Annotated in this window: 25 protein-coding genes, 1 tRNA gene and 1 other RNA gene; 15 read left to right on the forward strand and 12 right to left on the reverse strand. The window is 64.3% G+C overall.

The genetic code is table 11. The annotated features are described in order from the left end of the window. The gene (locus IE224_RS00940) at nucleotides 1-564 is read left to right on the forward strand and encodes a DUF2585 domain-containing protein (RefSeq protein WP_191307280.1); all 564 of its coding nucleotides are present in this window, start codon (nucleotides 1-3) and stop codon (nucleotides 562-564) included. Between the two features lie 28 nt (nucleotides 565-592). On the opposite strand, the gene IE224_RS00945 is transcribed toward IE224_RS00940, so the two are convergent. Further along, complete coding sequence (locus IE224_RS00945) at nucleotides 593-1549, reverse strand: L-malyl-CoA/beta-methylmalyl-CoA lyase (RefSeq protein WP_167622009.1); 957 nt, start codon at nucleotides 1547-1549, stop codon at nucleotides 593-595. 141 nt (nucleotides 1550-1690) lie between these two features. Between IE224_RS00945 and IE224_RS00950 the strand changes: the two genes are divergently transcribed. After that, nucleotides 1691-2551 (forward strand): D-amino-acid transaminase, encoded by an 861-nt coding sequence (locus tag IE224_RS00950; protein WP_191307281.1) that lies wholly within the window; start codon nucleotides 1691-1693, stop codon nucleotides 2549-2551. Between the two features lie 104 nt (nucleotides 2552-2655). On the opposite strand, the gene IE224_RS00955 is transcribed toward IE224_RS00950, so the two are convergent. Both IE224_RS00955 and pepN read right to left on the reverse strand, forming a co-directional pair. Continuing rightward, nucleotides 2656-3564: a 1-acyl-sn-glycerol-3-phosphate acyltransferase gene (locus IE224_RS00955; protein WP_229849186.1), complete on the reverse strand. Its 909-nt coding sequence runs from the start codon at nucleotides 3562-3564 to the stop codon at nucleotides 2656-2658. A gap of 42 nt (nucleotides 3565-3606) precedes the next feature. Beyond that, entirely contained in the window at nucleotides 3607-6186 is a 2580-nt protein-coding gene (pepN, locus tag IE224_RS00960) for an aminopeptidase N (RefSeq protein WP_191307283.1), read from the reverse strand. A 199-nt stretch (nucleotides 6187-6385) separates the two neighbouring features. On the opposite strand from pepN, the gene IE224_RS00965 reads away from it, so the two are divergent. From IE224_RS00965 to IE224_RS00990, 6 genes are all read left to right on the forward strand, one after another. Beyond that, a complete protein-coding gene (locus IE224_RS00965) occupies nucleotides 6386-7012 on the forward strand; it encodes a hypothetical protein (RefSeq protein WP_167622012.1) in 627 nt (208 codons plus the stop codon). A gap of 180 nt (nucleotides 7013-7192) precedes the next feature. Beyond that, nucleotides 7193-8764: a Re/Si-specific NAD(P)(+) transhydrogenase subunit alpha gene (locus IE224_RS00970; RefSeq protein ID WP_191307285.1), complete on the forward strand. Its 1572-nt coding sequence runs from the start codon at nucleotides 7193-7195 to the stop codon at nucleotides 8762-8764. Between the two features lie 12 nt (nucleotides 8765-8776). Next, nucleotides 8777-10219, forward strand: coding sequence for an NAD(P)(+) transhydrogenase (Re/Si-specific) subunit beta (locus IE224_RS00975; RefSeq protein ID WP_167622014.1), 1443 nt, complete (start codon nucleotides 8777-8779; stop codon nucleotides 10217-10219). A gap of 201 nt (nucleotides 10220-10420) precedes the next feature. Further along, nucleotides 10421-11854 carry an NCS1 family nucleobase:cation symporter-1 gene (locus IE224_RS00980; RefSeq protein ID WP_167622015.1) on the forward strand — a complete coding sequence of 478 codons (1434 nt, stop codon included), beginning with the start codon at nucleotides 10421-10423 and terminating at the stop codon, nucleotides 11852-11854. 11 nt (nucleotides 11855-11865) lie between these two features. Beyond that, nucleotides 11866-13173 carry a DUF3422 family protein gene (locus IE224_RS00985; protein ID WP_167622016.1) on the forward strand — a complete coding sequence of 436 codons (1308 nt, stop codon included), beginning with the start codon at nucleotides 11866-11868 and terminating at the stop codon, nucleotides 13171-13173. A gap of 147 nt (nucleotides 13174-13320) precedes the next feature. Further along, a complete protein-coding gene (locus tag IE224_RS00990) occupies nucleotides 13321-13662 on the forward strand; it encodes an arsenate reductase family protein (RefSeq protein ID WP_191307287.1) in 342 nt (113 codons plus the stop codon). 3 nt (nucleotides 13663-13665) lie between these two features. Here IE224_RS00990 and IE224_RS00995 read toward each other — a convergent pair whose 3' ends face one another. Further along, a complete protein-coding gene (locus IE224_RS00995; protein WP_191307289.1) occupies nucleotides 13666-14091 on the reverse strand; it encodes a protein tyrosine phosphatase family protein in 426 nt (141 codons plus the stop codon). An 83-nt stretch (nucleotides 14092-14174) separates the two neighbouring features. Further along, nucleotides 14175-15134: a phosphoglycolate phosphatase gene (gene gph / locus IE224_RS01000; RefSeq protein ID WP_229849187.1), complete on the reverse strand. Its 960-nt coding sequence runs from the start codon at nucleotides 15132-15134 to the stop codon at nucleotides 14175-14177. 481 nt (nucleotides 15135-15615) lie between these two features. On the opposite strand from gph, the gene IE224_RS01005 reads away from it, so the two are divergent. Together IE224_RS01005 and grxD are read left to right on the forward strand one after the other, a co-directional pair. After that, nucleotides 15616-15858 carry a BolA/IbaG family iron-sulfur metabolism protein gene (locus tag IE224_RS01005; protein WP_191307291.1) on the forward strand — a complete coding sequence of 81 codons (243 nt, stop codon included), beginning with the start codon at nucleotides 15616-15618 and terminating at the stop codon, nucleotides 15856-15858. 44 nt (nucleotides 15859-15902) lie between these two features. Next, entirely contained in the window at nucleotides 15903-16265 is a 363-nt protein-coding gene (grxD, locus tag IE224_RS01010; protein WP_167622021.1) for a Grx4 family monothiol glutaredoxin, read from the forward strand. A 51-nt stretch (nucleotides 16266-16316) separates the two neighbouring features. Here grxD and IE224_RS01015 read toward each other — a convergent pair whose 3' ends face one another. From IE224_RS01015 to IE224_RS01025, 3 genes are all read right to left on the reverse strand, one after another. Beyond that, nucleotides 16317-16979 carry a phage holin family protein gene (locus IE224_RS01015; RefSeq protein WP_191307293.1) on the reverse strand — a complete coding sequence of 221 codons (663 nt, stop codon included), beginning with the start codon at nucleotides 16977-16979 and terminating at the stop codon, nucleotides 16317-16319. 11 nt (nucleotides 16980-16990) lie between these two features. Beyond that, nucleotides 16991-17425: an ElaB/YgaM/YqjD family protein gene (locus tag IE224_RS01020; RefSeq protein ID WP_191307295.1), complete on the reverse strand. Its 435-nt coding sequence runs from the start codon at nucleotides 17423-17425 to the stop codon at nucleotides 16991-16993. 106 nt (nucleotides 17426-17531) lie between these two features. Then, a tRNA-His gene (locus IE224_RS01025) sits at nucleotides 17532-17608 on the reverse strand. A 101-nt stretch (nucleotides 17609-17709) separates the two neighbouring features. On the opposite strand from IE224_RS01025, the gene IE224_RS01030 reads away from it, so the two are divergent. Continuing rightward, complete coding sequence (locus IE224_RS01030) at nucleotides 17710-17928, forward strand: DUF6324 family protein (protein ID WP_167622024.1); 219 nt, start codon at nucleotides 17710-17712, stop codon at nucleotides 17926-17928. Here the strand turns inward: IE224_RS01030 and IE224_RS01035 are convergent. Then, nucleotides 17909-18373, reverse strand: coding sequence for an MmcB family DNA repair protein (locus IE224_RS01035; RefSeq protein WP_191307297.1), 465 nt, complete (start codon nucleotides 18371-18373; stop codon nucleotides 17909-17911). The two genes, IE224_RS01030 and IE224_RS01035, sit on opposite strands and share 20 nt — an antisense overlap. Nucleotides 18374-18453: 80 nt before the next feature. Here IE224_RS01035 and ssrS point away from each other — a divergent pair. Next, a non-coding RNA gene (gene ssrS / locus IE224_RS21505) (6S RNA) lies at nucleotides 18454-18611 on the forward strand. Nucleotides 18612-18704: 93 nt separating this feature from the next. Here ssrS and IE224_RS01040 read toward each other — a convergent pair. The 3 genes from IE224_RS01040 to IE224_RS01050 all read right to left on the reverse strand — a co-directional run bounded on the left by IE224_RS01040 (nucleotide 18705) and on the right by IE224_RS01050 (nucleotide 21516). Beyond that, a complete protein-coding gene (locus IE224_RS01040; protein ID WP_167622026.1) occupies nucleotides 18705-19670 on the reverse strand; it encodes a DUF481 domain-containing protein in 966 nt (321 codons plus the stop codon). A gap of 687 nt (nucleotides 19671-20357) precedes the next feature. Next, the gene (gene nusB / locus IE224_RS01045; protein ID WP_167622027.1) at nucleotides 20358-20846 is read right to left on the reverse strand and encodes a transcription antitermination factor NusB; all 489 of its coding nucleotides are present in this window, start codon (nucleotides 20844-20846) and stop codon (nucleotides 20358-20360) included. Between the two features lie 52 nt (nucleotides 20847-20898). Beyond that, the gene (locus tag IE224_RS01050) at nucleotides 20899-21516 is read right to left on the reverse strand and encodes a riboflavin synthase (RefSeq protein ID WP_191307299.1); all 618 of its coding nucleotides are present in this window, start codon (nucleotides 21514-21516) and stop codon (nucleotides 20899-20901) included. A 173-nt stretch (nucleotides 21517-21689) separates the two neighbouring features. On the opposite strand from IE224_RS01050, the gene IE224_RS01055 reads away from it, so the two are divergent. The 3 genes from IE224_RS01055 (at nucleotide 21690) to IE224_RS01065 (ending at nucleotide 26221) form a co-directional block, all read left to right on the forward strand. Next, nucleotides 21690-22979, forward strand: a complete 1290-nt coding sequence (locus tag IE224_RS01055; RefSeq protein ID WP_191307300.1) for a capsule polysaccharide biogenesis protein — start codon at nucleotides 21690-21692, stop codon at nucleotides 22977-22979. A 139-nt stretch (nucleotides 22980-23118) separates the two neighbouring features. After that, nucleotides 23119-24219: a polysaccharide biosynthesis/export family protein gene (locus tag IE224_RS01060; RefSeq protein WP_455430398.1), complete on the forward strand. Its 1101-nt coding sequence runs from the start codon at nucleotides 23119-23121 to the stop codon at nucleotides 24217-24219. A gap of 7 nt (nucleotides 24220-24226) precedes the next feature. Continuing rightward, nucleotides 24227-26221 (forward strand): capsule polysaccharide biogenesis protein, encoded by a 1995-nt coding sequence (locus IE224_RS01065; protein WP_191307302.1) that lies wholly within the window; start codon nucleotides 24227-24229, stop codon nucleotides 26219-26221.

Below are 26221 nucleotides of genomic sequence, written 5' to 3' on the forward strand. Positions count from 1 at the left end.
ATGACCCGCAGCAACCGGACCCCGTATTGGGGCGTCATCGGCGTGGTGCTGGTGGCGGCGGCCATCCTTCTGTGGGCGGGCCGCGTGCCCATCTGCGAATGCGGCTACGTGAAGCTGTGGCACGGCCAGACGAACAGTTCCGAGAACTCGCAGCACCTGATGGACTGGTATACCCCCTCGCATCTGCTGCACGGGATCTTGTCCTATGGTCTGCTTTGGCTGGTGGCGCGCAGGCTGCCCTTTGCCTGGCGCCTGCTGATCGCCACCCTGGCCGAAGCGGCGTGGGAGCTTGTCGAGAACTCTGACGCCATCATCGAACGCTATCGCAGCGTGACCATCTCGCTGGACTACTATGGCGACAGCGTTGTCAATTCTGTCGCCGACATCGGGGCGATGATCGCCGGCTTTTACCTGGCCCGCTGGCTGCCGGTCTGGCTGTCGGTCGCGATCGTCCTGGGCTTCGAGGCGCTGACCATCTGGCTGATCCGCGACGGCCTGGCCCTGAACGTGCTGATGCTGCTGTGGCCCCTGGAGGCGGTCAAGACTTTGCAGGCGGGTGGATAGGGGCGGCTGTCGGCCACCCCCTCGGGTTTCAGCCAGCGATCAGTTCGGCCTGGCGCACGATCACCTCGGCCTGCTTGATCGAGGCGATGTCGACCAGCCGGCCCTTGTAGACGGTCGCGCCCGCGCCCTCGGCCTTGGCCTTTTCCATCGCGGCGAGGATCTCGCGCGCCTCGGCGACGGCCGCTTCGCTGGGAGAGAATACCTCGTTCGCCAGGGCTATCTGGCTGGGGTGGATCGCCCATTTGCCGACCATGCCCAGCGTCGCCGACCGCCGCGCCTGCGCGACAAAGCCGTCCTGGTCGCTGAAATCGCCGAAGGGTCCGTCCACAGGCAGCAGCCCGTGGGCGCGGCAGGCCGCAACGATGGCGGTCTGCGCCCAGTGCCAGGGATCGGGCCAATATTTCTGTCCCTCGCGGATCATGTAGTAATTCTCCTGCGTCCCGCCGATGCCGGTCGTGGCCATGCCCATCGAGGCCGCAAAATCCGCAGCGCCCAGACTGATGGCCTGCATCCGGGGAGATGAGGCCGCGATCTCCTCGACATGGCAGATGCCTGCCGCGCTTTCGATGATGACCTCGAAATTGATGCGCTTGCTGCGGCCCTTGGCGCGCTCAACGGCCGTCACCAAGGCGTCCACGGCATAGATGTCGCTGGCGTTCCCGGCCTTGGGGATCATGATCTGGTCCAGCCTGTCCCCCGCCTGTTCCAGCAGGTCCACCACGTCGCGATACCAGAAGGGCGTGTCCAGGCCGTTGATCCTGACAGAAAGCGTCTTGTCGCCCCAGTCGATGTCGCCGATGGCCTGGATGATGTTGGCCCGTGCCCGGTCCTTGTCGGCGGGGGCGACCGAATCCTCCAGATCCAGGTTGATCACATCGGCGGCGGACTTTGCCATCTTCTCGAACAGGCTTTCGCGGGAACCCGGGCCAAAAAGCTGGCAGCGGTTCAGGCGGGCGGGGGGCAGGGGCTGGGTGCGGAAGCTCATGGGTTAGGTCCGTAAAGATTTGCGTCCCATAGAGCAATATTGTTTCGCACCCGCAGCATCAAGCCCGGACCTTGGTTTGTCTTGACGACGCGGCGCTTTGGGCGCAGGACCACGCCGACAAATGCGGACAAGGGGGACATCATGACGCGCACGGTCTTTGTAAACGGCGATTACCTGCCCGAGGATCAGGCGACGATTTCGATCTTCGACCGGGGCTTCCTGATGGCCGACGGCGTCTACGAGGTCGTCAGCGTCCTCGACGGCAAGCTGCTTGATTTCGAAGGCCATCTGGTCCGTCTGAAGCGGTCGTTGGGCGAACTTGTGATGGACAACCCGCTATCGGATGACGAATACCTGTCGGCTTTTCGCGCCCTAGTTGACAAGAACGACATCACAGACGGACTGGTCTATCTGCAGGTCACGCGGGGCAATCCGGGCGATCGCGATTTTGCCTATCCCCCGGCGGGCACGCGGCCCACGGTCGTGATGTTCACGCAGTCAAAGCCTGGCCTAGCGGATGCACCCGCAGCGAAAACCGGCTGGAAGGTCATCAGCATCGAGGATGCGCGTTGGGCCCGCCGCGACATCAAGACAGTGCAGTTGCTTTTCCCGTCGATGGCCAAGATGGAGGCCAAGGCCCGCGGCGTGGACGACGCCTGGATGGTCGAGGACGGCATGGTGACCGAGGGCACCAGCAACAACGCCTATATCGTCAAGAACGGAACCATCGTGACCCGCGCACTGTCGAACGACATCCTGCACGGCATCACCCGCGCCGCCGTTCTTCGCTTTGCCGCCGAAGCGCAGATGCAGGTCGAGGAGCGCAGCTTCACCATCGCCGAAGCCCAATCGGCGGATGAGGCCTTCATCACCTCGGCCAGCGCCTTCGTGATGCCGGTGGTGGAAATCGACGGCGCGGCCGTGGGCACGGGGCAGGTGGGCCCCGTCGCGACCCGCCTGCGCGAGATTTATCTGGAGGAAAGCCGCAAGGCAGCGGTCTGAACTGGATTGCCTGTCCTTGCGGACAGGCGAAGGCCGGGCGCTGACTGCCCCCGGTCCCCCGTAGTTATTTCCTTACAGAAGATGAAGCGGGTGAGCGGGCCGCGTCATGCCAGGCCTTCAGACGCGCGCACCAGCCTTGCCCCGCCCCGGTCCTGCATCAGGCGCGCGGCGTCGGGGCCGGGCGCGGGCAAGGCCAGCACCGCGTCGCGCAGGACGTTGATCGCATCCTCGCCCTTGGGCAGGGTCGCGGGATCGATGGGCGCCCCTACGGTCACGCGATAGGGCTGGCTGCGCTTGTTCAGCACCTCGTTGAACAAGGTCACGTCGCGCAGCGTCGGGTGGATCGCGTCCAGCAGGTAAAACAACGCCGAATTGCGCGCCCGGATATTCAAGGGGATGATCGGCACGCCGAACTTGCGCGCGATCATCGCCGCGCTTGCCATCCAGGGACGTTCGTGCAGCGTCAGCCCTTGGCGTTTCGCCAGCCGGCCCGAAGGAAAGATCAGCCCGATCCGGCCCGCCGACAAAGCCTCGCGCGTGTAATCCATCGTGGCCTTGGTCTTGGCGTGGCTGCGTTTCTCGATGCGCCATTCCACGCCCGCGATCAGGTCGGCCACCTGCGGCAAGACGCGGATCATGTCATGGTTGGCATAGATGAACAGGTCGTCGCGCAGATGCGAGACCAGAGCATGGACCACGATGCCGTCGGCGATGCCGGTCGGATGGTTCGCGACAATCAGCGCGGGGCCAGTGGCGGGAATATGCTCCATCCCCTCGACCCGGACATCGCGGACGATCAGGTCGGTCATGCGCCGCATGATCTCGGCCGTGGGCAGGTCGCGGAACTCGGATCCCAGGCGGATGGTCGTCGGATAGCGCAGCAGGCCCATCATCGCCCATCTCGCGACGCGATGATGCGCCTTGCCCGAATAAAGCCAGGGCGCCCGTTCTGCAATCAGCGGGTCCAGTCGGGCCTGCATCTCGGCCCTGGGATCGGCGGAACGGTCAGTCATCCCGGCCTTTCTGCCCCGCTGCCGGGGCGCCCGCAACCGCGATCATCGACCTGCGGCGATCATCCGCGACACCATCTCGCGGGTATTCTTGCTCAAACCCTCGGACGCGGCGATTCGTTCCAATGCCGCCAAGGCCTTGGCGCGGCGGCCGGGGTCATAGCGGGTCCAGGTCTCGAAGGCCGTGGACAGGCGCGCTGCCATCTGCGGGTTCAGCACGTCCATGCGCAAAAGCCAATCGGCCGTGAAGTCGTAGCCCGACCCGTCCGCGGCATGGAAACCCGCATGGTTCGCCGCAAGCCCGCCCAGCAGGGCGCGGAAGCGGTTGGGGTTCTTCCAGTCGAAGTCCTTGCGCTGCGACAGGTCGCGCGCGACGGCGGCCGCCTGCAGGGGCGGGGCCGCCATGGGTTGGACGGCGAACCACTTGTCCATCACCAGCCGGTTGCCGGCGAACTGATCCTGCAGCGCCGCCAGTTCCGCCTGCCCGCGTCCGCGCCGCAGCAGGGAGGTCAGGGCGGCCATGCGTTCGGTCATGTTGCTGGCGATGCCGAACAGGATCTCGGCCCGCTCGCCGCCGTCGATGCGGGTCAGCAGCGCGAGAACGGCGTTGCGAAGGGACCGCCCGGCGGTCCCCGCCGCGTCGGGGATATAAGGGCCCTCGACCGTCATATCCTCGTAAAGCTGCGACAGCAGATCCAGATGCGTTTCGGCGATCTGGCGGGCCAGCAACTCCCGCGCGGCGTGGATGGCATCGGGATCGGGCGTCAGGCCCTCACTGGACAGGCGGGTGGCGATCTCCTCCTCTCCGGGCAGGTTGAGGCAGAGTGCGCGGAAGGCGGGATCGGCGGCATCGTCGGCGATCAGGCGACCGATTGCATCGACATAGTCGCCGGTGACGGTCTTGCCCTGCGAGGCCGCGATCAGCGCGGACAGGGCCAATTCCCGGCCTGCCTCCCATCGGGCGAAGGGGTCGGTGTCGTGGGCAAGCAGGAAGGCGCGCGTGGCATCGTCCAGGTCGCGCGACAGCATCACCGGGGCCGAGAAGCCGCGCAGCGCAGACACCACTGGACGCGCGCCGAGACCTGCAAAGGTGAAGGTCTGGCTGGCCTCCGTCACCTCCAGCACCTGGGTCGGCGTCACCTCGTCGCCGTTCGGGCCGATCAGGCCCACGGCAACGGGGATCACGCGTGGCAGTTTCTGGGCCTGCCCCGGCGTGGGAGGCGTTTCTTGCGTGAAGGTCAGCGCAAGGGTGCCATCCTGCCAATCCTCGATCATGGTCAGGCGCGGGGTACCTGCGTCCGTATACCACCGCTTGAACTGCGCCAGGTCGCGGCCGGTCGCATCTTCGAAGACCTTCAGCCAATCCTCGATGGTGGCGGCGTCGCCGTCGTGACGGTCGAAATACAGGTCCAGCGCCCGGCGATAACCGTCGTCCCCGACCAGCCTTTTCAGCATCCCGATCACCTCGGCGCCCTTTTCATAGACGGTCGCTGTGTAGAAGTTGTTGATCTCTTCATAGCGGTCCGGGCGCGGGGGATGGGCAAGCGGTCCCTGATCCTCGCGGAACTGGCGGGCGCGCAGCGCCTGCACATCCTCGATCCGCTTGACCGCCGCCGACCGCATGTCGGACGTGAACTGCTGGTCGCGGAAGACCGTCAACCCTTCCTTGAGGCAAAGCTGGAACCAGTCGCGGCAGGTGATCCGGTTGCCGGTCCAGTTGTGGAAGTATTCATGGGCGATCACGGCCTCGATCCGTTCGTAATCGCCGTCCGTCGCGGTTTCCGGGCTGGCCAGCACCAGTTTCGAGTTGAAGATGTTCAACCCCTTGTTTTCCATGGCCCCCATGTTGAAGTCGTCGACCGCCACGATGTTGAAGACGTCCAGGTCGTATTCGCGGCCATAGACATCCTCGTCCCATTTCATCGACTTGATAAGGGATTCCATCGCAAAGCCCGCGCGGTCCTGATCGCCCGGCCGAACCCACACGTTCAGCGCAACCTTGCGGCCCGACCGTGTGGTGAAGCTGTCGCTGACGGCCACCAGATCGCCCGCGACAAGCGCGAACAGGTAGGACGGCTTCGGCCAGGGATCGTGCCATTCGGCCCGGCCCTGCGACTGGCCGACGGGATTGCCGTTCGACAGCAGCACCGGCAGGTCGCTGTCGATGGTGACGTAGAAGGTCGCCATCACGTCGGGCCGGTCAGGATAGAAGGTGATATGGCGAAAGCCCTCGGCCTCGCACTGGGTGCAGAACATCCCGTTCGAGATATACAGACCCTCGCAGGCGGTGTTGGCCGAAGGGTCGATCTCGACCTCGGTTTCCAGCAGGAAGGGGTGGCGGGGCAGGGCGTCTGCGGCGATCGTCAGCGTCTCCTCCTGCCGCGTCACATGGGCGGGGTCCAGGGGCTGGCCGTCGATGGTCAGGGCCAGCAGCCTGACAGCCTTGCCGCCGTCCAGGACAAGGTCGGCCGCCTGTTGCGCATCGCGTGGCGCCAGGGACAGTTCTGCGTGGACCCGCGTGTTTCCGGGCGAAAGCCGGAACCGCATCCGCGTCGCCGACAGGACAAAGGGATAGGGACGGTAATCGGCAAGTTTATGCACATTCTGCCCGTGAGTGTTGGTCATCGCATCCTCGGCATGAAGAAAGCTGCTCCGGCTCGCGGAACCTGTTCACGGCCAATGTGTTAGTCGCATGAAAGCCGGGTCGCAAGTCGGCTGATCTCGCCCATGCCCGGCCCGGTCGAATTGACAGGCGCCGGGGGGCGGAACAGATCGGGGGCGACGCTGAGACCGGCGTATCAACACAGAACTCTGGAGGCCAGAAATGACCCATGATCCGAACGACCCCAACCGCACCCGGCCTATTGATCCCGCCCGTCCCGCCGACCCGACCATCCGGAACGAGACCTATGTCGAACCGGTCGAGCGTCGCTCGTCGCCCCTGCCGCTGATCATCGGCGTTCTTCTGGCCCTGGCCCTGGCATATTTCGTGCTTCAGCGCTTTACCGGCGATGACACGGTTGTCACCGAAGGCGATACCACCACCGTGACCACCACGACCGAAGCGCCCGAGGCCGGCGATGCCGCCAGCAGCGCGGCGGCCGATGCCGAGGCCGCAGCGGATGAAGCGGAAACGGCCGCTGAAAGCGCCGCTGCCGGAACCGAAGATGCAGCCGAGGATGCCGCTGCCGCCGCCGAGAATGCTGCCGAAAGTGCAGCTTCGGCTGCCGACAACGCTGCCGAGGCCACCGGGACTGCCCTGGAGAACGCTGCCGGTGCAGCCGCCGACGCGGCCGACGCCGCTGCGGAAACCGCGGCTGATGCGGCCAGCGATGCCGGCGCGGCCGTGGATGACGCGGTGACCGTTGACGAGACCCCTGCGCCCGCGACCACGACCCCGGCGCCGGCTACGACGACCACTCCGCCTGCGACGACGGCTCCGGCGAACTGATCGCCGCTTTCCAGCACCAGATGCCGCCCGGGGTCGATCGATCCCGGGCGTTTTCTTTTGTCGCGCAAGCCTTCCTTCGACCTTCGTCCTGCAAAGGCTACACACGCACTTGTGAAACTTTCTTTCGCGATGCTATCTGTCAGCCAAACGGGAACCGAGCGAACGGGGGACAACACAGCCATGAAGATTGGCGCGTTGAAGGAAAGTTTCGAGGGAGAGGCGCGCGTCGCGATCACGCCCTCTTCTGCCGGGCATCTCATGAAGCTGGGGCACCAGGTCTTCGTCGAAAGCGGCGCAGGGGCGCGGGCCGGGTTCTCGGATGACAGCTATCGCGCGGTCGGAATCACCGTGGTCCCGACGGCCGCCGACCTGATCGCGTCGGTCGATGTCGTGGCAAAGGTGCGCCAGCCGTCCGAGGGCGAGATCGGTCAGATGCGGGAAGGCCAGACGCTGATCTCGTTCTTCTATCCGTCCCAGAACGCCGAGATGCTGGCCCTGGCCAAGGAACAGGGCATCACCGCCATCGCAATGGACATGGTGCCGCGGATCAGCCGGGCGCAGAAGATGGACGCGCTGTCGTCCATGGCCAATATCGCGGGCTATCGCGCGGTGATCGAGGCTGCAAACAACTTCGGCCGCTTCTTCACCGGCCAGGTGACTGCGGCCGGCAAGGTGCCGCCGGCCAAGGTATTGGTCGTCGGGGCAGGGGTCGCGGGCCTGGCATCCATCGGCACGGCCGTCAGCTTGGGCGCGCAGGTCTGTGCTTTCGACGTTCGCCCCGAGGTCGCCGAGCAGATCGAGTCGATGGGCGCCGAGTTCGTCTACCTCGATTTCGAGGAAGCGCAGGACGGCGCCGCAACCGGCGGCTATGCCGCGCCCTCATCGCCCGAATTCCGCGAAAAGCAGCTTGCCAAGTTCCGAGAACTTGCGCCGCAGATGGACGTGGTCATCACCACCGCGCTGATCCCCGGCCGCGATGCGCCGAAACTGTGGACCCGCGACATGGTTGAGGCGATGAAGCCCGGCAGCGTGATCGTGGACCTTGCGGCCGAACGCGGCGGCAACTGCGAGCTGACCATCCCCGACGAACGCCATGTGACAGAAAACGGCGTGACGATCATCGGCTATACCGACTTTCCGTCTCGCATGGGCGCGCAGGCGTCCGAGCTTTACGGCAACAACGTCCGTCACTTCGTGGCCGACCTGACACCCAAGAAGGACGGCGTCGTCTTCCACAACATGGAGGATGACGTGATCCGCGGGGCCACGGTGACGCGCGATCACGACATCACATGGCCGCCGCCGCCGCCGAAGATCGCGGCCATCGCCGCACAGAAGCCCAAGGAAAAAAAGCGCGAGCTGACGGTCGATGAACGTCGCGCCGCCGAAGTCGCGGCCTTCAAGGCCGAGACCCGGTCGCAGGTGACGCTGCTGGTCGTCGGGGCAGCGGTCCTTCTGTTGATCGGGCTGTTCGCGCCCTTCAGCTTCATGCAGCATTTCATCGTCTTCGTGCTGGCCTGCTTTATCGGCTTCCGCGTGATCTGGAACGTCGCGCATTCGCTGCACACGCCGTTGATGGCGATCACCAACGCGATCAGTTCCATCATCATCCTGGGCGCGCTGATGCAGATCGGGTCCGGGTCCTGGTGGGTCGTCCTGCTGGGTGCCCTGGCGGTGCTGATGGCGGGGGTCAACATTTTCGGTGGCTTCATGGTCACCCGGCGGATGCTCGCCATGTTCCAGAAGTCGTAAGGGATCGCGGGAATGGAATACGGATTTACCACTGCGGCCTATGTGATTGCCGCTGTCCTGTTCATCCTGTCCTTGGGCGGCTTGTCGGGACAGGAAAGCGCCAAGCGCGCGATCTGGTACGGCATCGCAGGCATGGCCTTGGCCGTGCTGGCGACGCTGTTCGGGCCGGGCGCGGGGAACTGGCTGTTGTCGCTGGTGATGATCGCGATCGGCGGCGCCGTCGGCTGGGTCGTGGCCAAGCGCGTCCAGATGACCGAGATGCCCCAGCTTGTCGCCGCCATGCATTCGCTGGTGGGCCTTGCAGCGGTCTTTGTCGGCTTCAACGCCCAGATCGAGCTGGCCCGCGTGCTGCGCGCCAAGGCCGAGGGCGGGGTTCATGTCTTCCAGGGTTTCGCGGCCGTCCTGGCCGACAAGACCCCGGCCGAGATCGCCATGCTGAAGATCGAGGTGTTCCTGGGCATCTTCATCGGCGCCGTCACCTTCACCGGGTCGGTTGTGGCCTTTGGCAAGCTGGCGGGGCGCGTGGACGGCAAGCCGAAAAAGCTGCCGGGCGGACACATGCTGAATGCCGGCGCGCTTGCGCTGTCGGTGCTGCTGGGCATCCTCTATTTCACGGGCGTCGGGCCTGCGATCTTCTGGCTGATCCTGATCACGCTTTTGGCGTTCTTCATCGGCTACCACCTGATCATGGGCATCGGCGGGGCCGACATGCCCGTCGTGGTGTCGATGCTGAACAGCTATTCGGGCTGGGCCGCCGCCGCCATCGGCTTTACGCTGGGCAACGACCTGCTGATCGTGGTGGGCGCGCTTGTAGGCTCAAGCGGCGCGATCCTGTCCTACATCATGTGCAAGGCCATGAACCGCAACTTCGTCAGCGTGATCCTGGGCGGCTTTGGCGGCGAGGCCGGCCCTGCGGCCGAGATCGAGGGCGAGCAGATCGCCATCGACGCGGAAGGCGTGGCCGCTGCGCTGAACGACGCCGACAGCGTCATCATCGTGCCGGGCTACGGCATGGCCGTTGCGCAGGCCCAGGCCGCCGTCAGCGAACTGACCCGCAAGCTGCGGGCGGCGGGCAAGACGGTGCGCTTCGCCATCCACCCCGTCGCGGGCCGTCTGCCCGGCCACATGAACGTCCTGCTGGCCGAAGCCAAGGTGCCCTATGACATCGTGCTGGAGATGGACGAGATCAACGAGGACTTCCCCTCGACCGACGTGGTGATCGTCATCGGCTCGAACGACATCGTGAACCCCGCGGCGCAGGACGACCCCAACAGCCCCATCGCCGGGATGCCGGTGCTGGAGGTCTGGAAGGCCAAGCAGGTGTTCGTGAGCAAGCGGGGGCAGGGCACCGGCTATTCCGGTATCGAAAATCCGCTGTTCTTCAAGGAAAACACCCGGATGTTCTATGGCGACGCCAAGGACAGCCTGAACAAGCTGCTGCCGATGATCGAGTGAAAGGCAAGGGGGAACAGGTCGCTGTTCCCCCTTTCTGATTCGTCCGTGGATCGCCCATGAACCGGGCAATCTGTAAATGCATTTTCCCGCAACATTGAATTCACGCCTCCAAGGCTTGCCTTTGACTCGTCGTGCTTGGCGCAGCGTGAACTTTCGGATGTGATGCTGTTCAGAAACAACCATAATCGCAGGGACAGCATCATGAACCACCCGGACTATATCCACATCGCAGGCGGCGATCCATCGTTGTACAACGAGGACCTCGCCCCGGTCCCGCATGAGCGCCGCCACTGGGGCGCCTTCGAGATCTTCAACGTCTGGAACAACGACATCCAGAGCCTGTTCGGCTATACGCTGGCTGCCTCGCTGTTCCTGTCCTACGGCCTCAACGGCTGGCTGACCTTCACGGCGATCGTCGTGTCCGGCCTGATCGTGATGTGGTTGGTGAACCTGTCGGGTCGCCCATCGGTCCGCTATGGCATTCCCTATGCGGTGATGGCGCGATCCTCGATGGGGGTGAAGGGCGCGCGGTTTCCGGCACTGATCCGGGGCGTGGTCGCGATCTTCTGGTATGGCGTCCAGACCTACTTCGCCTCGACCGCCGTCGCGCTTGCGATCCACGCCCTGTTCGGGATCGAGGACACGGGCGGCGGCTTCCTGGGCCTGAACGGCGTGGACTGGATCGCCTATATCATCGTGGCGGGCTTCCAGATCGGACTGTTCCTGATGGGCATGGAATGGGTCGGCAAGTTCCTCAACTGGGCAGGGCCGTTCGTCTATGTGGTGATGATCGTGCTGGCGCTGATGATCTGGTATCAGGCGGGCAACGGCATCTGGTCCGAGATCGGGGTCATCTTCCAGGGCGGCGACAGCGAATACGGCACGGTATCCGGCTTCATCGCGGTCGTCGGCACGATGGTCGCCTATTTCGCGGCCGTGGTGATCAACTTCGGCGACTTCTCGCGCTTCGTGAAGACCGAGGGGCAGATGCGGACCGGCAACTTCTGGGGCCTGCCGGTGTCGATGGCCTTCTTTTCGTTCATCGCGCTGTTCATCACTGCAGGCGCGGTGGTGCTATTCGGCGAACGACTGACCGACCCCACCGCCATTGTCGAGCGCGTGGACAGCCTGGCGCTGACGCTGATCGCGGCCGTCACCTTCTTTGCGGCCACGGTCGGGATCAACCTCGTCGCGAACTTCGTGCCCGCCGCCTATGACATCGCGAACCTGTCACCTTCAACCATCAGCGCGCGGACCGGGGGACTGATCACGGCTGCCCTGGCCTTCATCATCGGCGCCTTGTGGGTATCGGTGATCTCGGCCATCGGGATCGCGGGCTTTGTCGATACGCTTGGGGCGATCCTTGCGCCGCTCTACGGGATTCTGATCGCCGACTATTACGTCATCAAGAAGCGGCAGTTGGATATCGACCAAATGTTCACTGCCCAACCCACGGGACGCTACTACTATCAGGGCGGTTGGAACCAGCGCGCGATCATGGCAGTGGGAATCGCGGCCGTCTTCTCGGTCGGGACGGTATGGCTGCCGGCGCTGCAGGCCCTTGCGGGCTTCGGCTGGCTGATCGGGGCAGTGCTGGGCGGGGTGTTTTACATCCTGTTCATGCGCAGGAATTGAAGGGAAAAGGCGTGGGGCCGGACATCGAACATGCGCTGCGGTACGATCTTGTCAACGAACTGCATGCCCGGCCCTCGCCCCGCCTGTCCGCGCCTGCGACATGCACCTTCGTGGCCTTCAAGGAACCTCGCGACGCGGCCAATCGCGACCGGCGCAAGGATTTCGACCATCTGGCCGCGCTGACCTCGCGCCACGGCGGGCCACGGCCCGATCCCGAGGACAGCCATTACCAGGGCAAGCTGGGGCGCCACGACCTCAAGTGGGAAAGCCACACCGAGTTCGTGACCTACATGGCGACGACGCCGGGCTTGCCGATCCGGCCTTTCGATCCAAGCGCCGCTGCGATCTTCCCGACCGACTGGCAGGCCCAGGCACCCGGGCGGCGGGTGGCGGCCGTGATGGTCCAGATCGACCGGCTGCCCGACGATCCCGCCGAGGCGCTTGACCGTATCAGCACCTGGTTCGCGCGCGACAGTCTGACCGCCGTCTGGGTGCTGGAGGAAGCCGCAATGATCGCAGGGGATTTCCGCATCGACCCTGACGGCTGGATGCGCTTTGCGGTGTTTGTCGGTCCCGACGTGGGGGAAGGGCGGATCGGCCGCATCGTCCACCGGCTGGTGGAACTGGAAACCTATCGCGCGATGTCGATGCTGGGCCTGGGCCGGTCGCGCAGCCTGTCGCGCCGCCTGAACGAACTGGAGCCGCGGTTGTCGGCCATCGTCGAGGGGATGCATGACAATGCCCGGCCTGCCGAAGTCGTGCTGCACGAACTGCTCGAGGTATCGGCAGAACTGGAAGCGCAGGCGGTTCAGCATTTCTTCCGCTTCGGCGCCACCAAGGCCTATGAGGCGATCGTGATGGACCGGGTTTCCGCATTGCGCGAAAGCCGCTTCATGGGCCGGCAGATGCTGAACGAGTTCATGCGCCGCCGATATCGTCCGGCGATGCGGACCGTCGCCTCGGCCGAGGAAAGGCTGCGCACCATGGTCGAACGGACCCGCCGCGCCGCTGACCTGCTGCGGACGCGCGTGGATGTCGAACGGTCCGCGCAGAACCAGGCTTTGCTGGAACGGATGGACCGCCGCGCCGACCTGCAACTGCGCCTGCAGCACACGGTCGAGGGGCTGTCTGTGGTGGCGATCAGCTATTACGCCGTCGGGCTGTTGTCCTATGCGCTTTACCCGCTGGCTTCGGCGCTGAAGATCGACAAGGCCTATCTGATCGCGGGCGTGACGCCGGTCGCCGTGCTGGTCGTCTGGTGGGCCATGCGGCAGGTCCGCCGCAGTCTGCACAAGCATGGCCCGGGGGGCGATTTCTAACTTGCCGCCCGCCTGCGGCAGGGGAATAACCATGCCGAACCCGTCCTGCCGGAGCCTATCGTGAAGCCATTCATTGCCCTTGCCGCCCTTCTGGTCCTGTCCGCATGCGGAGTCCCGCTGGTCCCCTTTGTCTGATCGGAGCGTTTCATGAAGAAGCTGACCCTTTACGGCCTGGCCCATTGCTCGACCTGCCAGAAGGCGCAGGCCGATCTTGAACAGCATGGCTGGTCCGTCGATTTTCGCGATGTTCAGCAGCAACCGCTGTCGGATGAGGAACGCGCACAGATCGTGCGCGAGTTCGGCGACAAGATCGTCAACCGGGCCAGCCTGACTTGGCGCGGCATGTCCGAGGACGAGCGCGCGGCCGATCCGGCAGCGATGATGGGCGCAAAGCCCAGTGTGATGAAGCGCCCAGCCATCATGGCAGACGATCTGCGCCTGTTGGGATGGACCGCCAACGTCAAGCGCGCCTTGGGCGTCCCCGCCTAGGCCCTAGCGGCTGGCGCCTGCCAGCGAACGCATCAGGGGAACGACGCCGGAAAGGTCATAGCCAGCCTCGGCCGCGGTGTTCAGCACCTCGGCCTCGGACATCTTGCCTGCCTGCCCAAGCGCCCAGAGAACGGTCGAGCGGTTGCCAGACCGGCAGAAGGCGATCGCGGGCCTTGGCCCCTCGAGCGCGGCCGAAAACCCCTGGATCAGGTCCGGCGTGATCTGGCCGGGTCGGAATGGCAGATAATGATACTCCATCCCCGCATCGGCGGCGGCCTTGGCCATCACCTCGTGATCGATGGCCCCGTCTTCCTCGTCCGGGCGGTTGTTGACCAGGGTCTTGAAGCCCGACCGGGCAAGCAAGGCCACGTCCGACAGTTCAATCTGCGGCGAAACCGCGAGGTTCGGGGTAAGCTGACGCAGATCCATTGGAGGCCTTTCAATGATACTGACATGGATTGGCGCATCCGCGCCTGAAATGTCAAGCAGAGGGGCAGGGGCCTGCAACAGTGTCAGGCGGTGGCGTGCCTCTCGACCAGGCCAGGGAGGCAAGCGAAGTCGTCGAACTGGGCGAGGTGAGGCAGCTGCTCGATCGGGGTCTGGCGATAGCCGCGCGAATAGATCAGGAACGGCACGGGGACGGCCGAAGCACAGGCGGCATCAAATTCGCTGTCGCCAACATAGATCGCCCGGGGGTCCGCAGGATCTGCCCCGAGGCCGGCCAGGGTGGCCTGCAGCGGCGCCGGATGCGGCTTGCGTTGGGCCACCGAATCCCCGCCGATCACGCAGCCAAAGAGATGCGCAATGTCCAGATGGGCAAGGATTGCCTGCGTCACGGCCAAGGGCTTGTTCGTGCAGATCCCCAGCGGATGCCCGCGATCCGCCAGGACCCCAAGTGCATCGACCACATTCGGGAACAGGCGCGTCAGTTGCGTCGCGTCCTGATAGCAGATCATGAATGCCGCGACATAGTCGGCCTTGCAATCCTGGGGCAATTGCTGTGCCGCCATGATCTTTTGCCACAAGACATCAACGCCACCGCCAATGAAGCTTCTGACTTGATCCAGGGTCAGCAGAGGCGAGTCATGCTGCGTCAGAACGCTATTCACGCAAGCATGGATGTCTGGCGCGCTGTCGATCAGGGTGCCGTCGAGGTCAAAGACAACCGGCCAGGGCGCCATGCAGACATTCATCCCGCTTTCCATTTCAATGAACAACCCGTTGATGAAGCCGGTTTTTGGCGCCATGTCCAGTGCTGGCGATCTGCAGCAATTCGCGCCGTGTCTCGGCTGGGCCTGCTGTCCGTGTGCCAGCGCATCGGCCTGAGGCTCGTCATAAAGACAAGGAAAGGTAAAGCCATGACGCCAATGCGCAGTAACATCTGCCAGACGACAGTTGCAGCCTTCGGCACCCGGCAGCGCAAAATCATCCTGCGACGCACCAACATCGCACACAGGTGGTGAGACTGGCATTGCAGCCTCCTGATGGTGGCGCGATGTTGTGAAAGCAGAGGTGGAATGACAACCCGAGGAACAGTCAAACCTGCTATCGTTCCATAATACAGATTATCACTATAAGACGCGTCTCTGCTTCCCCACCTCCACGGAACTTTTGGGCCTGCAATTGCTTGTCCAATCAGTAACGTAAACGGGAACCAGAAAGGACAATCATATGCGAGCGATCACAGCAACTTTCTGCGGTGGCCTTCTTATTGCCTTGGCAGCTTGCGGCGACAATGCGACGGAACGTGCAGCAACGGGCGGACTGGGCGGCGCGGTTGTTGCGGGTCCTGCAGGCGCCATTGTGGGCGGAACAGTCGGCGCTGCCACTGCAAACTGAAATGAGCTTCAAGTCACTGTGAACGGCCGCGGAACACGCGGCCGTTTCTTGTTGGCCTTGCGGGCCCTTCCTGCTTCCCCTACATCTGAGAGGCAAAGGCAGAAGGACAGCCCCATGGCCATGGAAGCCCATGAGATTGAAGCCCTTATCCGTGTGGCATTTCCCTATGCCCGGATCACGATCACCGATCTTGCGGGCGACGGAAACCACTATGCGGCCGAAGTGATCGACGAGAGTTTCCGGGGCCAGAACCGTGTCCAGCAGCAGCGTGCCGTCTATGCCGCCCTTCAGGACAAGATGGCCGGCAAGTCGGGTGCGCTTCACGCCTTGGCATTGACCACGAAAGCGCCTGACTGAGGCCCCTGCCCCTTGGCCAGACCATCAGACACAGGATGAAAGACATGACCGAAGTTACTGACAAGATCCAGGAAATCGTGGCCGCCGCCCCCGTGGTCCTGTTCATGAAAGGCACCAAGGAAATGCCGCAATGTGGATTTTCCAGCCGGGTCGCCGGCGTGCTGAACTATATGGGCGTCGATTATCGCGACGTGAACGTCCTTAGTGACGATGACATCCGCCAGGGCATCAAGGATTTTTCGGACTGGCCGACCATTCCGCAGCTCTACGTGAAGGGCGAGTTTGTTGGCGGCTGCGATATCGTGACCGAGATGACGTTGTCGGGCGAGCTTGACCAGTTGTTCGACCAGAAAGGGGTCGCTTACGACAAAGAGGCTGCCGACAAGATCCGCGAAGCGAACGCCTGATCTAACAGTCTTGCTGGACAAGAAACGGGCCGCATCTGCGGCCCGCTTCTTTTACAGGATATCATCGCGATAATCGTAGTCGTCGTCATCGTCCTGCTGTTCTCGCAGCTTTGCCGCCAATGTCACCCCGATCGCAAAAGCGCCCAACAACTTGGCCATGCTTGCAGCATTGCTGCTGTTAGCGCGCGACAACGTGTCGGTCGCATCTTCGACCCTTGAGCGCACAGCCTCCATGTTCGACGAACTGAAGCCCACCGCCTGCGCGGCATTGCGTGCTACACCGAATACGCGGCGTTCGGTATCGTCGGCAAGCTTGGTGGCGCGGTGGCTGGCCTCGTCCATCAACGACGAAACCTTGTTGCCCGCCATGTCCATGACGCGTTCGGCTTCGGCCCGGGCCTTCTCGAATGCGGCATCCGCTGCAAGGGTCACCCTCGCCTCGACCTCGTTCTTCAGGTCCGTCGTGGTCGGCATCTCGTGCTGGGTACGCTTGGACATCCCCAAAAGGATCAGCGCGACCACCACGAACAGGATCGCAATTGCGAGCGAGGCCAAGGCAGGACCCCAGTCAAGGTTATGAGCCAGGAACGACCACAGGGCCGCGATCAGAAAGCCAGCGGCGACGGCCAGGACAAGCCCGGCAACCGCCTTCATGGCCGACCTACGCGCCGTGTCCTTGAGAGCCAGTTGAAGACGCTGCGCATAGTCGAACATGGGAAGCGTCCTCAGCGACGGGCCAGGATCAGGCCGACAAGGAAGCCGATGCCAGCAGCAATACCCAGGGCCTGGGCGGGGTTGCGGCGCACCATCTGCGAGACTTCGTCATAGCGTTCTTCGGCATAATGGGCCACTTCGGTGGCCTTCTGCTGGCCGGTCTGATACAGGCGCTCGGCCTCGGCTTTGGCGCGGCCGGCATATTCGCCACCAACCTCGCGCGCACGCTCGACATATTCCTGGGCATTGTCGCGCGCATTCTGCGCCATGTCCGCGCCACGATCCTTGAGGTTATCCCCGCCGGTGTTCTGGGACGCCTTGCCAGCCGCGTCGCGCAGATCGTCGCCGGTCTTCTTGGCACCGTCGCGCAGGTCGTTCTTGGCCTGCTGGCCAGCAGCCGTCGCGTCTTTCTTCATGTCGTTCAGGGTCGGATTCTGTTCAGCCATCTTTATGTCCTCCGGTGTGATTGTCACCTTCACGGCCTAAACCCCGGCGCAAACGGGCTGGTTCCGCAAAGCGAAAGAATAATGTGACAAGAGTGGCTTAGGAGGATGGTACCGCCTCCCCGGCTTGAACGGGGGACCTCTAGATCCACAATCTAGCGCTCTAACCAACTGAGCTAAGGCGGCACGGATGCGTTCTCTAACGCCGGTTCCTTTCGGTTGCAAGCCCGTCTTGCCGGTAATTTCCATGCAAGATACAGAAAACCTGTCACAGAAGGATCACGGGCATGAGCATCAACAGCCAAAGCGACATTGCGGCCAACCTGCAGATCGGTCCGACCGACCGCGGCATGGTCCGGATCTATGTCGAGGCCGAGGGGATCGACCTTCCCCTGGACTTCGATCCCGAGGAAGCGACCGAGATTGCCGAGGAACTGATGGCCGCGGTCGAAGCCGCCCGTCAGATGGGCACCGGCGGCGGCAAGCCTAAAAAGCCGCGGCGCTGAAGGCGTCAGGATCGGTCAAGCCCTGCAGCCGCAGGGCCGAGGCACGGGCAAAATCGCGCATGACCTTGCTGCGCCGGGCGCCCGCCAGCCGGGATTCCGGCGCCATCCGCTGGATCTCGCCGCCATAGGCATCGGCGCAGATCAGGCCGGTATCGGCGGGCAGAAGCTCGGATGGGAAGTCGCAGTCGACTGCCCAGAAGTAACGGTCGCACCATTCGACATAGCCCTGCCACTTCCGGTCCTGCATGAAATCGGCGCGGCAGCTTTTGCATTCGACGATCCAGAACTCGCCCTTCGGACCCAGGCTGATCACATCGACACGCAGGCCCCGGTGGGGCGTGAACTCGGTCAGGACGGCATGGTCCATGCTGCGCAACAGTCGCCCGACGCCGCGGGCAAGGCGCTGGCCCGGCATGGCGGGAAGGGACGGTTCCAGTCGTGTCATGGTGCGCTTATAGAACGAAGAGGCAACATCCCGCAACCTGCTTGAACTGCCCCTGCCCCGCCCCTATCTTGCGCTGTGGCGGGTTTCTGCTCTTCTCGCGAGCGGCCATTTTTCCACTGGCCTATAATCTTTCCGAGGGGGCTGGCTCTGGCGTGACCCTGGTCTCGTTACCCGGCGCCCACCTGGTAATCCAGGCTTTCGGGAAATCTCGTGCTGCCGCGGTTGCTGCGGTTCCCGCCACCTTCAACCGCCCTGCACCGCAGCGGCGGTTTTTCCATGCGATAAGGGCGGCCTTGCGGGCCGCCCTTCGTTCGGTGATCTGTCGCTTGACTTAGAAGCCGTAGACGACCGACACGCCCAGGGTGTTGTCCGTGCGGATCGGACGGTTTTCCTGGTATTCGGTGGTGTAGCTGACGCGGGTCGCCAGTTGGTCCGACATCTGGAAGTTCACGCCAAACTGGTTGGTGATCACGTCGTCCGAGTCTTCCGACGACAGGTAGTCGGTGTCGTTGGTGATGAACACCATGTCGTTGAAGCGGTGGTACAGGCGCGACGACACGATGTAGCCGACGCCGCTGTCCGAGGAGTCCGTGACTTCTTCGCGAACGAAGACGCCGTCGCCATCCGGATCCACCAGGTCAAAGCCCGACTTCTGGGCGCCGGTCTGGGTGTAGCGGTAACCGATACCGGCCTGGACGCGCCACGCGGTCTGCTCGGTGTTGATAACGCGGTAGCCCGGGCCCACGCCGATGAAGCCGTCACGGGCGAAGTCGCCCAGCTTTTCGGCAATCTCGCTGTCGGGCTGGCCATCATAGTCCGGATCGCCGTTGGCAAGTCCGTCGATGCTGAAGCGACCCAGAACGAAGGCGTAGAAGCGGTCGTTGAAGTAGTAGGCGCCATCATAGATGGTCGACACTTCTTCCTTGTCCTTGTTGCCCTGCTGGTCTTCGCCGAATTCGATCAGCATCCCGACCGACTGCTGCCAGGGACCTGCGTTGTTGGACACGCGGCCCGCCAGCGAGAAGTCCTGGCTTTCCTCATTGCCGGTGCTGCCGGCATAGGTCAGCGCAACCGAACCGAACAGGCCTTCGCGGCGGTCCGGGTTGCCAAAGCGCGCGGCGTCGTTGTCACGATCGAAGTCGTCCTGGACAGCGTCCTCGACATCGATGATCCGGTCGTTGATGCCCGAAATCCCGGTAGCATCGGCGCCAGCGGCGATCTCGGTCTGGGCGAATGCCGGTGCCGAAAGGGCGGCCATCAGAGCAGCGGAGCCGGTCAGCAGCGTAATTTTCTTCATCTCATCCTCACGAGCTGAGTTTCGTTGTTCTGGACGCTTGAAAGGACGCCAGAGCATCTCTGCGAAAGATGAAGTAATCCCGCATCGCCCGGGTTCATAGGGCCGCGAAAAACGTGAGGAATGCGCGAAAATGTGAGCCAACAATGAACAGGGCGCATTGAGCGAAAACCTGCTGAAATAGGGTCTTGATCTGTTCCTGTGGAACCAAATTCGCCCGGAGGGAAGCGATTGGCGTAATTATGCTATTCGTTAAAAAATGTTAATCTTTCTGCCCTGGACAGTAATCCGAGCCCTGAAACATGTCCGTGATTGCCCAACTGATAGGCAGGTCAGCGCTGTGCCTTTCAAGCCGAAGATGTTGCACATTCGACACGCTTGCCAAAGCAATCTTAGCCTGCGTCAGCATTTGTGGTCTTGGGCGATGTGCCATGGTGGCGCGTTCGGACTTCAGCGGACGCGTCGGAACCTCGCGTTTCTTCGCGTTCCTATGCAGTCGTCACGGCGATCATAGACTGGTTGCAGGTGCAAGACATCTGTCGGAAAGGCCAACAGATGCGGTGGCGCTGACCAGGAAACACGCCAAGCTCGCGACACCAACATGATGCCGCCGCCACGAATTGATCGCCTTGCGGCAGTAGAAGGCGCAACAGCGCCGCGATCCCATGTCTACCGCCGGGTCCCGTGCCGTCAGAACGCCTCGGGACGAAGCTCCCGCGCCACATGATCGAGGACGGCGTTCACGAATTTCGGTTCGCGCCCATCGGGGAAGAAGGCCTCAGCCAAGCGGACATATTCGGTGATGACGACCTTCGGCGGCGTTTGCGGGGTCACCAGTTCGGCGCCAGCGGCGCGGAACAGCGCCCGCAGCACCGGGTCGATCCTGTCGATGGGCCATTTCGCGACCAATCCGCGATCCGTGGCCTGGTCGATCCGCGACTGCCAGGTCACCGCCCCGTCAACGACGCGGTTGAACAGCGTCTCGTCCGCAGGAAGCGACTGGCCGTCCTCGTCATCGGCACCCAGGCGAAACAGCTCGAACTCGCGCGTGACCCGCTCGGCCGACTGGCCCGCGGCCTCCATCTGATACAGGGCCTGAACCGCATAAAGGCGCGCCCCGCTGCTGAGCGCGCGGCGATCGGCGCGCTTGTCGTTCGGCTTGTCGTCGTTGGGGTTCATGGATCAGCCCTTGCAAAGAGACCGGCTGCAATGTCGCGAAAGCCGGCCCGCGTCAAGCCCCGGCAGTCATGGGCGCGCCCATCGCCTCGGCCAGGCGCGCGACATAGCGGGCCATCGTATCGACTTCCAGATTGACGGGATCGCCCTGGGCGACGGTCCCCCAAGTGGTGACATGACGCGTGTGCGGGATCAGGTTGACGCCAAAGCGGTTGCCCGCCACCTCGTTCACCGTCAGCGAGGTGCCGTTCAGCGCGACAGATCCCTTGGGGGCGATGAAGCGCGCAAGCGCCGGCGGGGCCTCGAATGTCAGGCGCAGGCTGTCGCCTTCGTCATGCATCTCGACCACCTGGGCCACGCCATCGACATGGCCGCTGACGATATGGCCGCCCAGTTCGTCCCCCACGCGCAAGGCCCGTTCCAGGTTCAGCCTGCGGCCGACCTGCCAGCCGCCCGTGCCGATATTGGTCTTTGACAGTGTCTCGGCCGAGATATCGACGGCAAACCAGCCCGGCGCCTTGTCCACCACGGTCAGGCAGACGCCGTCGCAGGCGATCGACGCGCCCATGTCCACGGTTGCCATGTCATAGCCGCAGGCGATCCGGGCGCGCATGTCGCCGCGCATCTCGACCGCTGCGACGGTGCCGATATCGGTGATGATGCCTGTGAACACGCAAAAACCCCTTTTCTTCGGCCCAGACCTAGGCGATAGCGTGGTGCAGCGCAAGCATCGCACGGTGTCATGCCGTCTGTTCCCCTCTTGTAGCAAGTACCCAAAGGAAAACGCCCCGCCGTTAGCAGGATGGTATGGTGCTACAGGATCGGAAGACTTCCACGCTGGCAGACATGCCTGGTCCGGACAAGCGGGTCTTTCTGCTGTTGCAGGGGCCGCATGGACCATTCTTCGACCGGCTGGGCAAGCTGCTGCGGCGGGCCGGTGCGGAAGTCTGGCGATGCGCGTTCAACGCGGGGGACGAGTTCTTCTGGTCGGATCCGGCGCACCTGCTGCGCCATACCGGCAGCAGCGCCGAGTGGCCCGCCCACCTCGCCCGGATCGTCGCCGACAGACAGGTGACCGACATCGTCCTTTACGGCGACGTCCGCCCGATCCATGCGGCTGCGCGCCAGGCTTCGCAGGACCACGGCCTGCGGCTGCACGTCTTCGAGGAAGGCTACCTGCGCCCCTACTGGATCAGCTACGAACGTGGCGGATCGAACGGGCATTCCGTCCTTCTGGACATTTCCCTTGCCGAAATGCAGGCGACACTGCACCAGACCCTGGTCGAGGTCCGCCGCCCCCCAGCCCATTGGGGCGACATGCGCCAGCACAAGGCCTATGGGGCCTTCTATCATTTCCTGGTGCTCGTCGCGAACCGCCGCTATCGCCAGTTTGCCAGCCACCGCGCCCTGCCTATCTTTGACGAATTCCGCCTGAACCTGCGCCGGCTGCTGCTGATGCCAATTCATTCAGCCACCCGCCTTGTCCAGTGGCGCCATTTCCGGTTGTCCGGCGATCCCTACGTGCTTGTGCCCATGCAACTGGAACACGATTCGAACATGCTGGGGCATTCGCCGTTCCGGTCGAACCGCGAGTTTGTCGATCAGGTCGTCGAGGCCTTTGCCCGTTCGGCGCCGCAGCATCACCACCTCGTCTTCAAGGCGCATCCGCTGGAGGATGGGCGTGCAAGGAACCGCCGCTGCATCCGCGAAGCCGCAACCCGGCACGGCGTGACGGACCGGGTGCATTACTTCCGCGGCGGCAAGCTGGCCGAGATGCTGGCCCATGCCCGGGCGGTCGTCACCGTGAACTCGACCGCTGGACAACAGGCGCTGTGGCGCGGGCTGCCGGTCAAGGCCCTGGGCCGTGCCGTTTATTGCAAGCCGGGGCTGGTGTCGGACCAGACGCTGGCTGATTTCATGGCCAACCCCTGCCTGCCCGACGCCGCGTCCTATCGCGTCTTTCGCGACTACCTGCTTCAGACAAGCCAGGTTCCCGGCGGGTTCTATTCCCGGCGATCGCGGGCCCATGCGCTGCGCGTGGTGGCCGACCTGATCCTGGCGCCCGAGGATCCCTATCAGGCGCTTGCGGGTGGACGCTTCCAGCGTCGCCAGCAGATCGGCGAAGTTCTGGACTGACGGTCAGGAAGGTGTGGCATCCCGCAGCGCCTCGGTCTAGATTGCGCGCACAACCGGACGGCAAGTCCGGGCCAAGGAACAGGAGTTTCGAGAGGTGACAGTGAAGCTTTCCCCCACCCGTCCGGTGGCGGCCCTGGCGATGCGCCTGACCCTGATTGCCGCGATGACGCTGCTGGCGGCCTGCAGCCTGCCGCGATCCGGCCCCAGCAAGAACGAGATCTATTCGGGCGCCGTCGAAAAGGGCGGCAACACCCATGTGATCTATGTGAACGACCACGTCGCGCGCGAGACGAACTTCACGCCGTCCTATGGCTTCTCGAACAGCTTCCTGCGGGCAGGCCAGGTCGGCGCTGACGAGATCCGCGCAGGCGACGTGCTGGGCCTGTCGATCTGGGAAAACGTCGATGACGGCCTGCTGTCTTCGCTGGGGGCCAGCTCGACCGCGCTTCAGGAAATCCAGGTGGACAGCGGCGGCTATATCTTCGTGCCCTACGCGGGCCGGGTCCAGGCCGCGGGCAATACCCCTGACCAGCTGCGCCAGATCATCACGGAACGCCTGGCGACCCAGACACCGGATCCGCAGGTCACGGTGGCCCGCGTCGCGGGCGACGGGGCCACGGTGTCGGTCATGGGCAAGGTCACGGCGCAGGGCGTCTATCCGATCGAACGCCCGACCCGGACGCTGGGGGCGATGCTGGCCCGCGCGGGCGGCGTCTCGATCGAGCCCGAGATTGCCGTGGTCACGGTCAAGCGCGGCAACAGCAATGGCAAGGTCTGGCTGACCGATCTTTATTCAAACGCCAGCAACGACATCGCCCTGCGCCCCGGCGACGTGATCCTGGTCGAGGAGGATCAGCGCAGCTTCACCGCCCTTGGCGCCCTTGGCGGACAGACCCGCGTGCCCCTGGGTAACGAGATGATCAACGCAGTCGAGGCCGTGGCGATGGTCGGCGGTCTCAATTCGAACTTGGCCGATCCGACGGGCGTGTTCATCCTGCGCGACGAACCCGAACAGGTCGCCTCGCGCGTGCTGGGCAAGACGGTCCAGGGATCGCAGCGCATCGCCTATGTTCTGGATCTGACCCGGCCCAACGGGCTGTTCCTGGCCCGCGACTTCCTGATCCGGGACGAGGATACAGTCTATGTGACCGAGGCGCCCTATGTTCAGTGGCAGAAGCGGCTGGCCGCGCTGATCGGGCCGATCAACTCTGCGAACTCGCTCCAGAACCTGTCGCAGTGACCGGCTGATGGGGGACGACCTGAAGGCCGCCGGGGCGCAAACCCGGCGGCTTTTCGCGTTCAACGCGGGCTTCTGGCGCAATCCGCGCCTGCGGCGGATCCTGGAACTGGCGGGATGGGATTTGCGGCTGGGGCTTCCCGGTCCGGGCGACCAGGTTGCTGTCTGGGGCGGCAGCCCGACCGCCTGGCGCGGCCGTTCCGTGGCGGCGCGGCGCGGCGCGGGCCTGGTCACGGTCGAGGATGCCTTCCTTCGCTCGGTTCTTCCCGGCCGGGCCAAGGGTCGTGTCGCCCGACGTGGCCCCGTCGGGCTTCTGATCGATCCGCTGGGGCTGCATTTCGATCCGGCCCACCCGTCGCTGATCGAAAGCCTTGTCACAAGCGGCGCGACCGCCGGAAAGGACGGCCAGGCACGCCAGGGCATCGCCCGCCTTCGCGCCGCCGACCTGTCGAAATACAACGCCCACCGCCCCGACCTGCCCACGCCCGATGCGGGCTATGTGCTGTTGGTCGACCAGACGAGGGGCGACGCGTCGCTGATGGGGGCCGGACGCAAGCGGTTCCTGACCATGCTCGATGCCGCGCGCCGTGAACATCCGGGCCGACCGATCCTGCTGCGCAGCCACCCGGAAACCAGTTTGGGCCTGCGTCCGGGCCATCTGAACGCAGAGGACCTGCGGCCCGGCGATGTCATTTGCGACGCCGAAATTTCGCCCTGGCGACTGCTGGACAACGCCCATGCCGTCTATGCCGTCAGTTCACAGCTGGGATACGAGGCGATGCTGGCGGGCCACCGCCCCCGGCTGTTCGGCCAGCCCTTCTATGCCGGCTGGGGCCTGTCGGATGACGAGATGCCCCTGCCCAACGGCCGCCGCGGCCCCGCCCCGATCGAGGCGCTGTTTGCCGCCAGCCATCTTCTGGCGACTGTCTGGTACGATCCCTGCCGCGACCGGCTAACGGATTTCGACGGCGCCCTGAACCAGTTGGAGGCAGAGGTGAAGGCCTTCCGCCAGGACCGCGACGGCCATCTGGCCTATGGGATGCGGCTGTGGAAGCGGCCTGCCATCGCGTGGGCCTTCGGCGACGGCGCCGGAGTGCGCTTCACAGACAAGCCTGCAACCACCGTGACGCTGGCCTGGGCCGGCAAGGCGGACGAGGTTCCAGGTGCGGCGCGGGTCGAGGACGGATTCTTGCGGTCGCGGGGTTTGGGTGCCGCTCTGACGCCGCCCCTTTCCCTGGTGGCAGACGACCTGGGCATCTACTACGACCCCTTGCACGAAAGCCGGCTTGAACGGCTGATTGCCGAAGGCCCGCCGCCCGGAGGCGTGGACCGCGCCGAAAGGCTGATGGCAGCGATCCGGTCCGCCGGTTTGTCCAAATACAACCTTGCCGCCGGCAGCTACCGCCCGACCCCGACAGGCCGCAGGCGGATCCTCGTGCCGGGGCAGGTCGAGGATGACGCCTCGATCAGGCTGGGCGCGGGGCGGGAAAGGACGAACCTGGATCTGCTGCGGCGGGTCCGGGCGGAAAATCCGGACGCCCACGTGATCTTCAAGCCCCATCCCGATGTCGAGGCTGGCCTGCGCCCCGGCGCAATCTGCGCGGGCAGGTTCGCGGATGAGGTGGTGACCGCCACCGACCCGGCAACCCTGCTTGGCCATGTCGACGAGGTCTGGACGATCACCTCGACCCTGGGGTTCGAGGCGATGTTGCGCGGCGTCCCCGTAACCACGCTGGGGGCGCCCTTCTATGCCGGCTGGGGCCTGACCCGCGACCTGGGGCCGATACCTGCCCGCCGCACCGCGCGGCCCGAACTGGCGGCCCTGGTCCACGCCTGCCTGATCGCCTATCCGCGCTATCGCGACCCGGTCAGCCGCCTTCCCTGCCCGGCCGAAGTTGCGGTGGACAGGCTGCGGGACGGGATTAGTCCCCGCCCGCCGGCGCTGCGCCTGTTGGCAAAGGTCCAGGGCAGCCTTGCCGGCCAAAGCTGGCTCTGGCGGCGCTGA

This window comes from Paracoccus aerius (assembly GCF_014656455.1).
Lineage (GTDB): Bacteria > Pseudomonadota > Alphaproteobacteria > Rhodobacterales > Rhodobacteraceae > Paracoccus > Paracoccus aerius.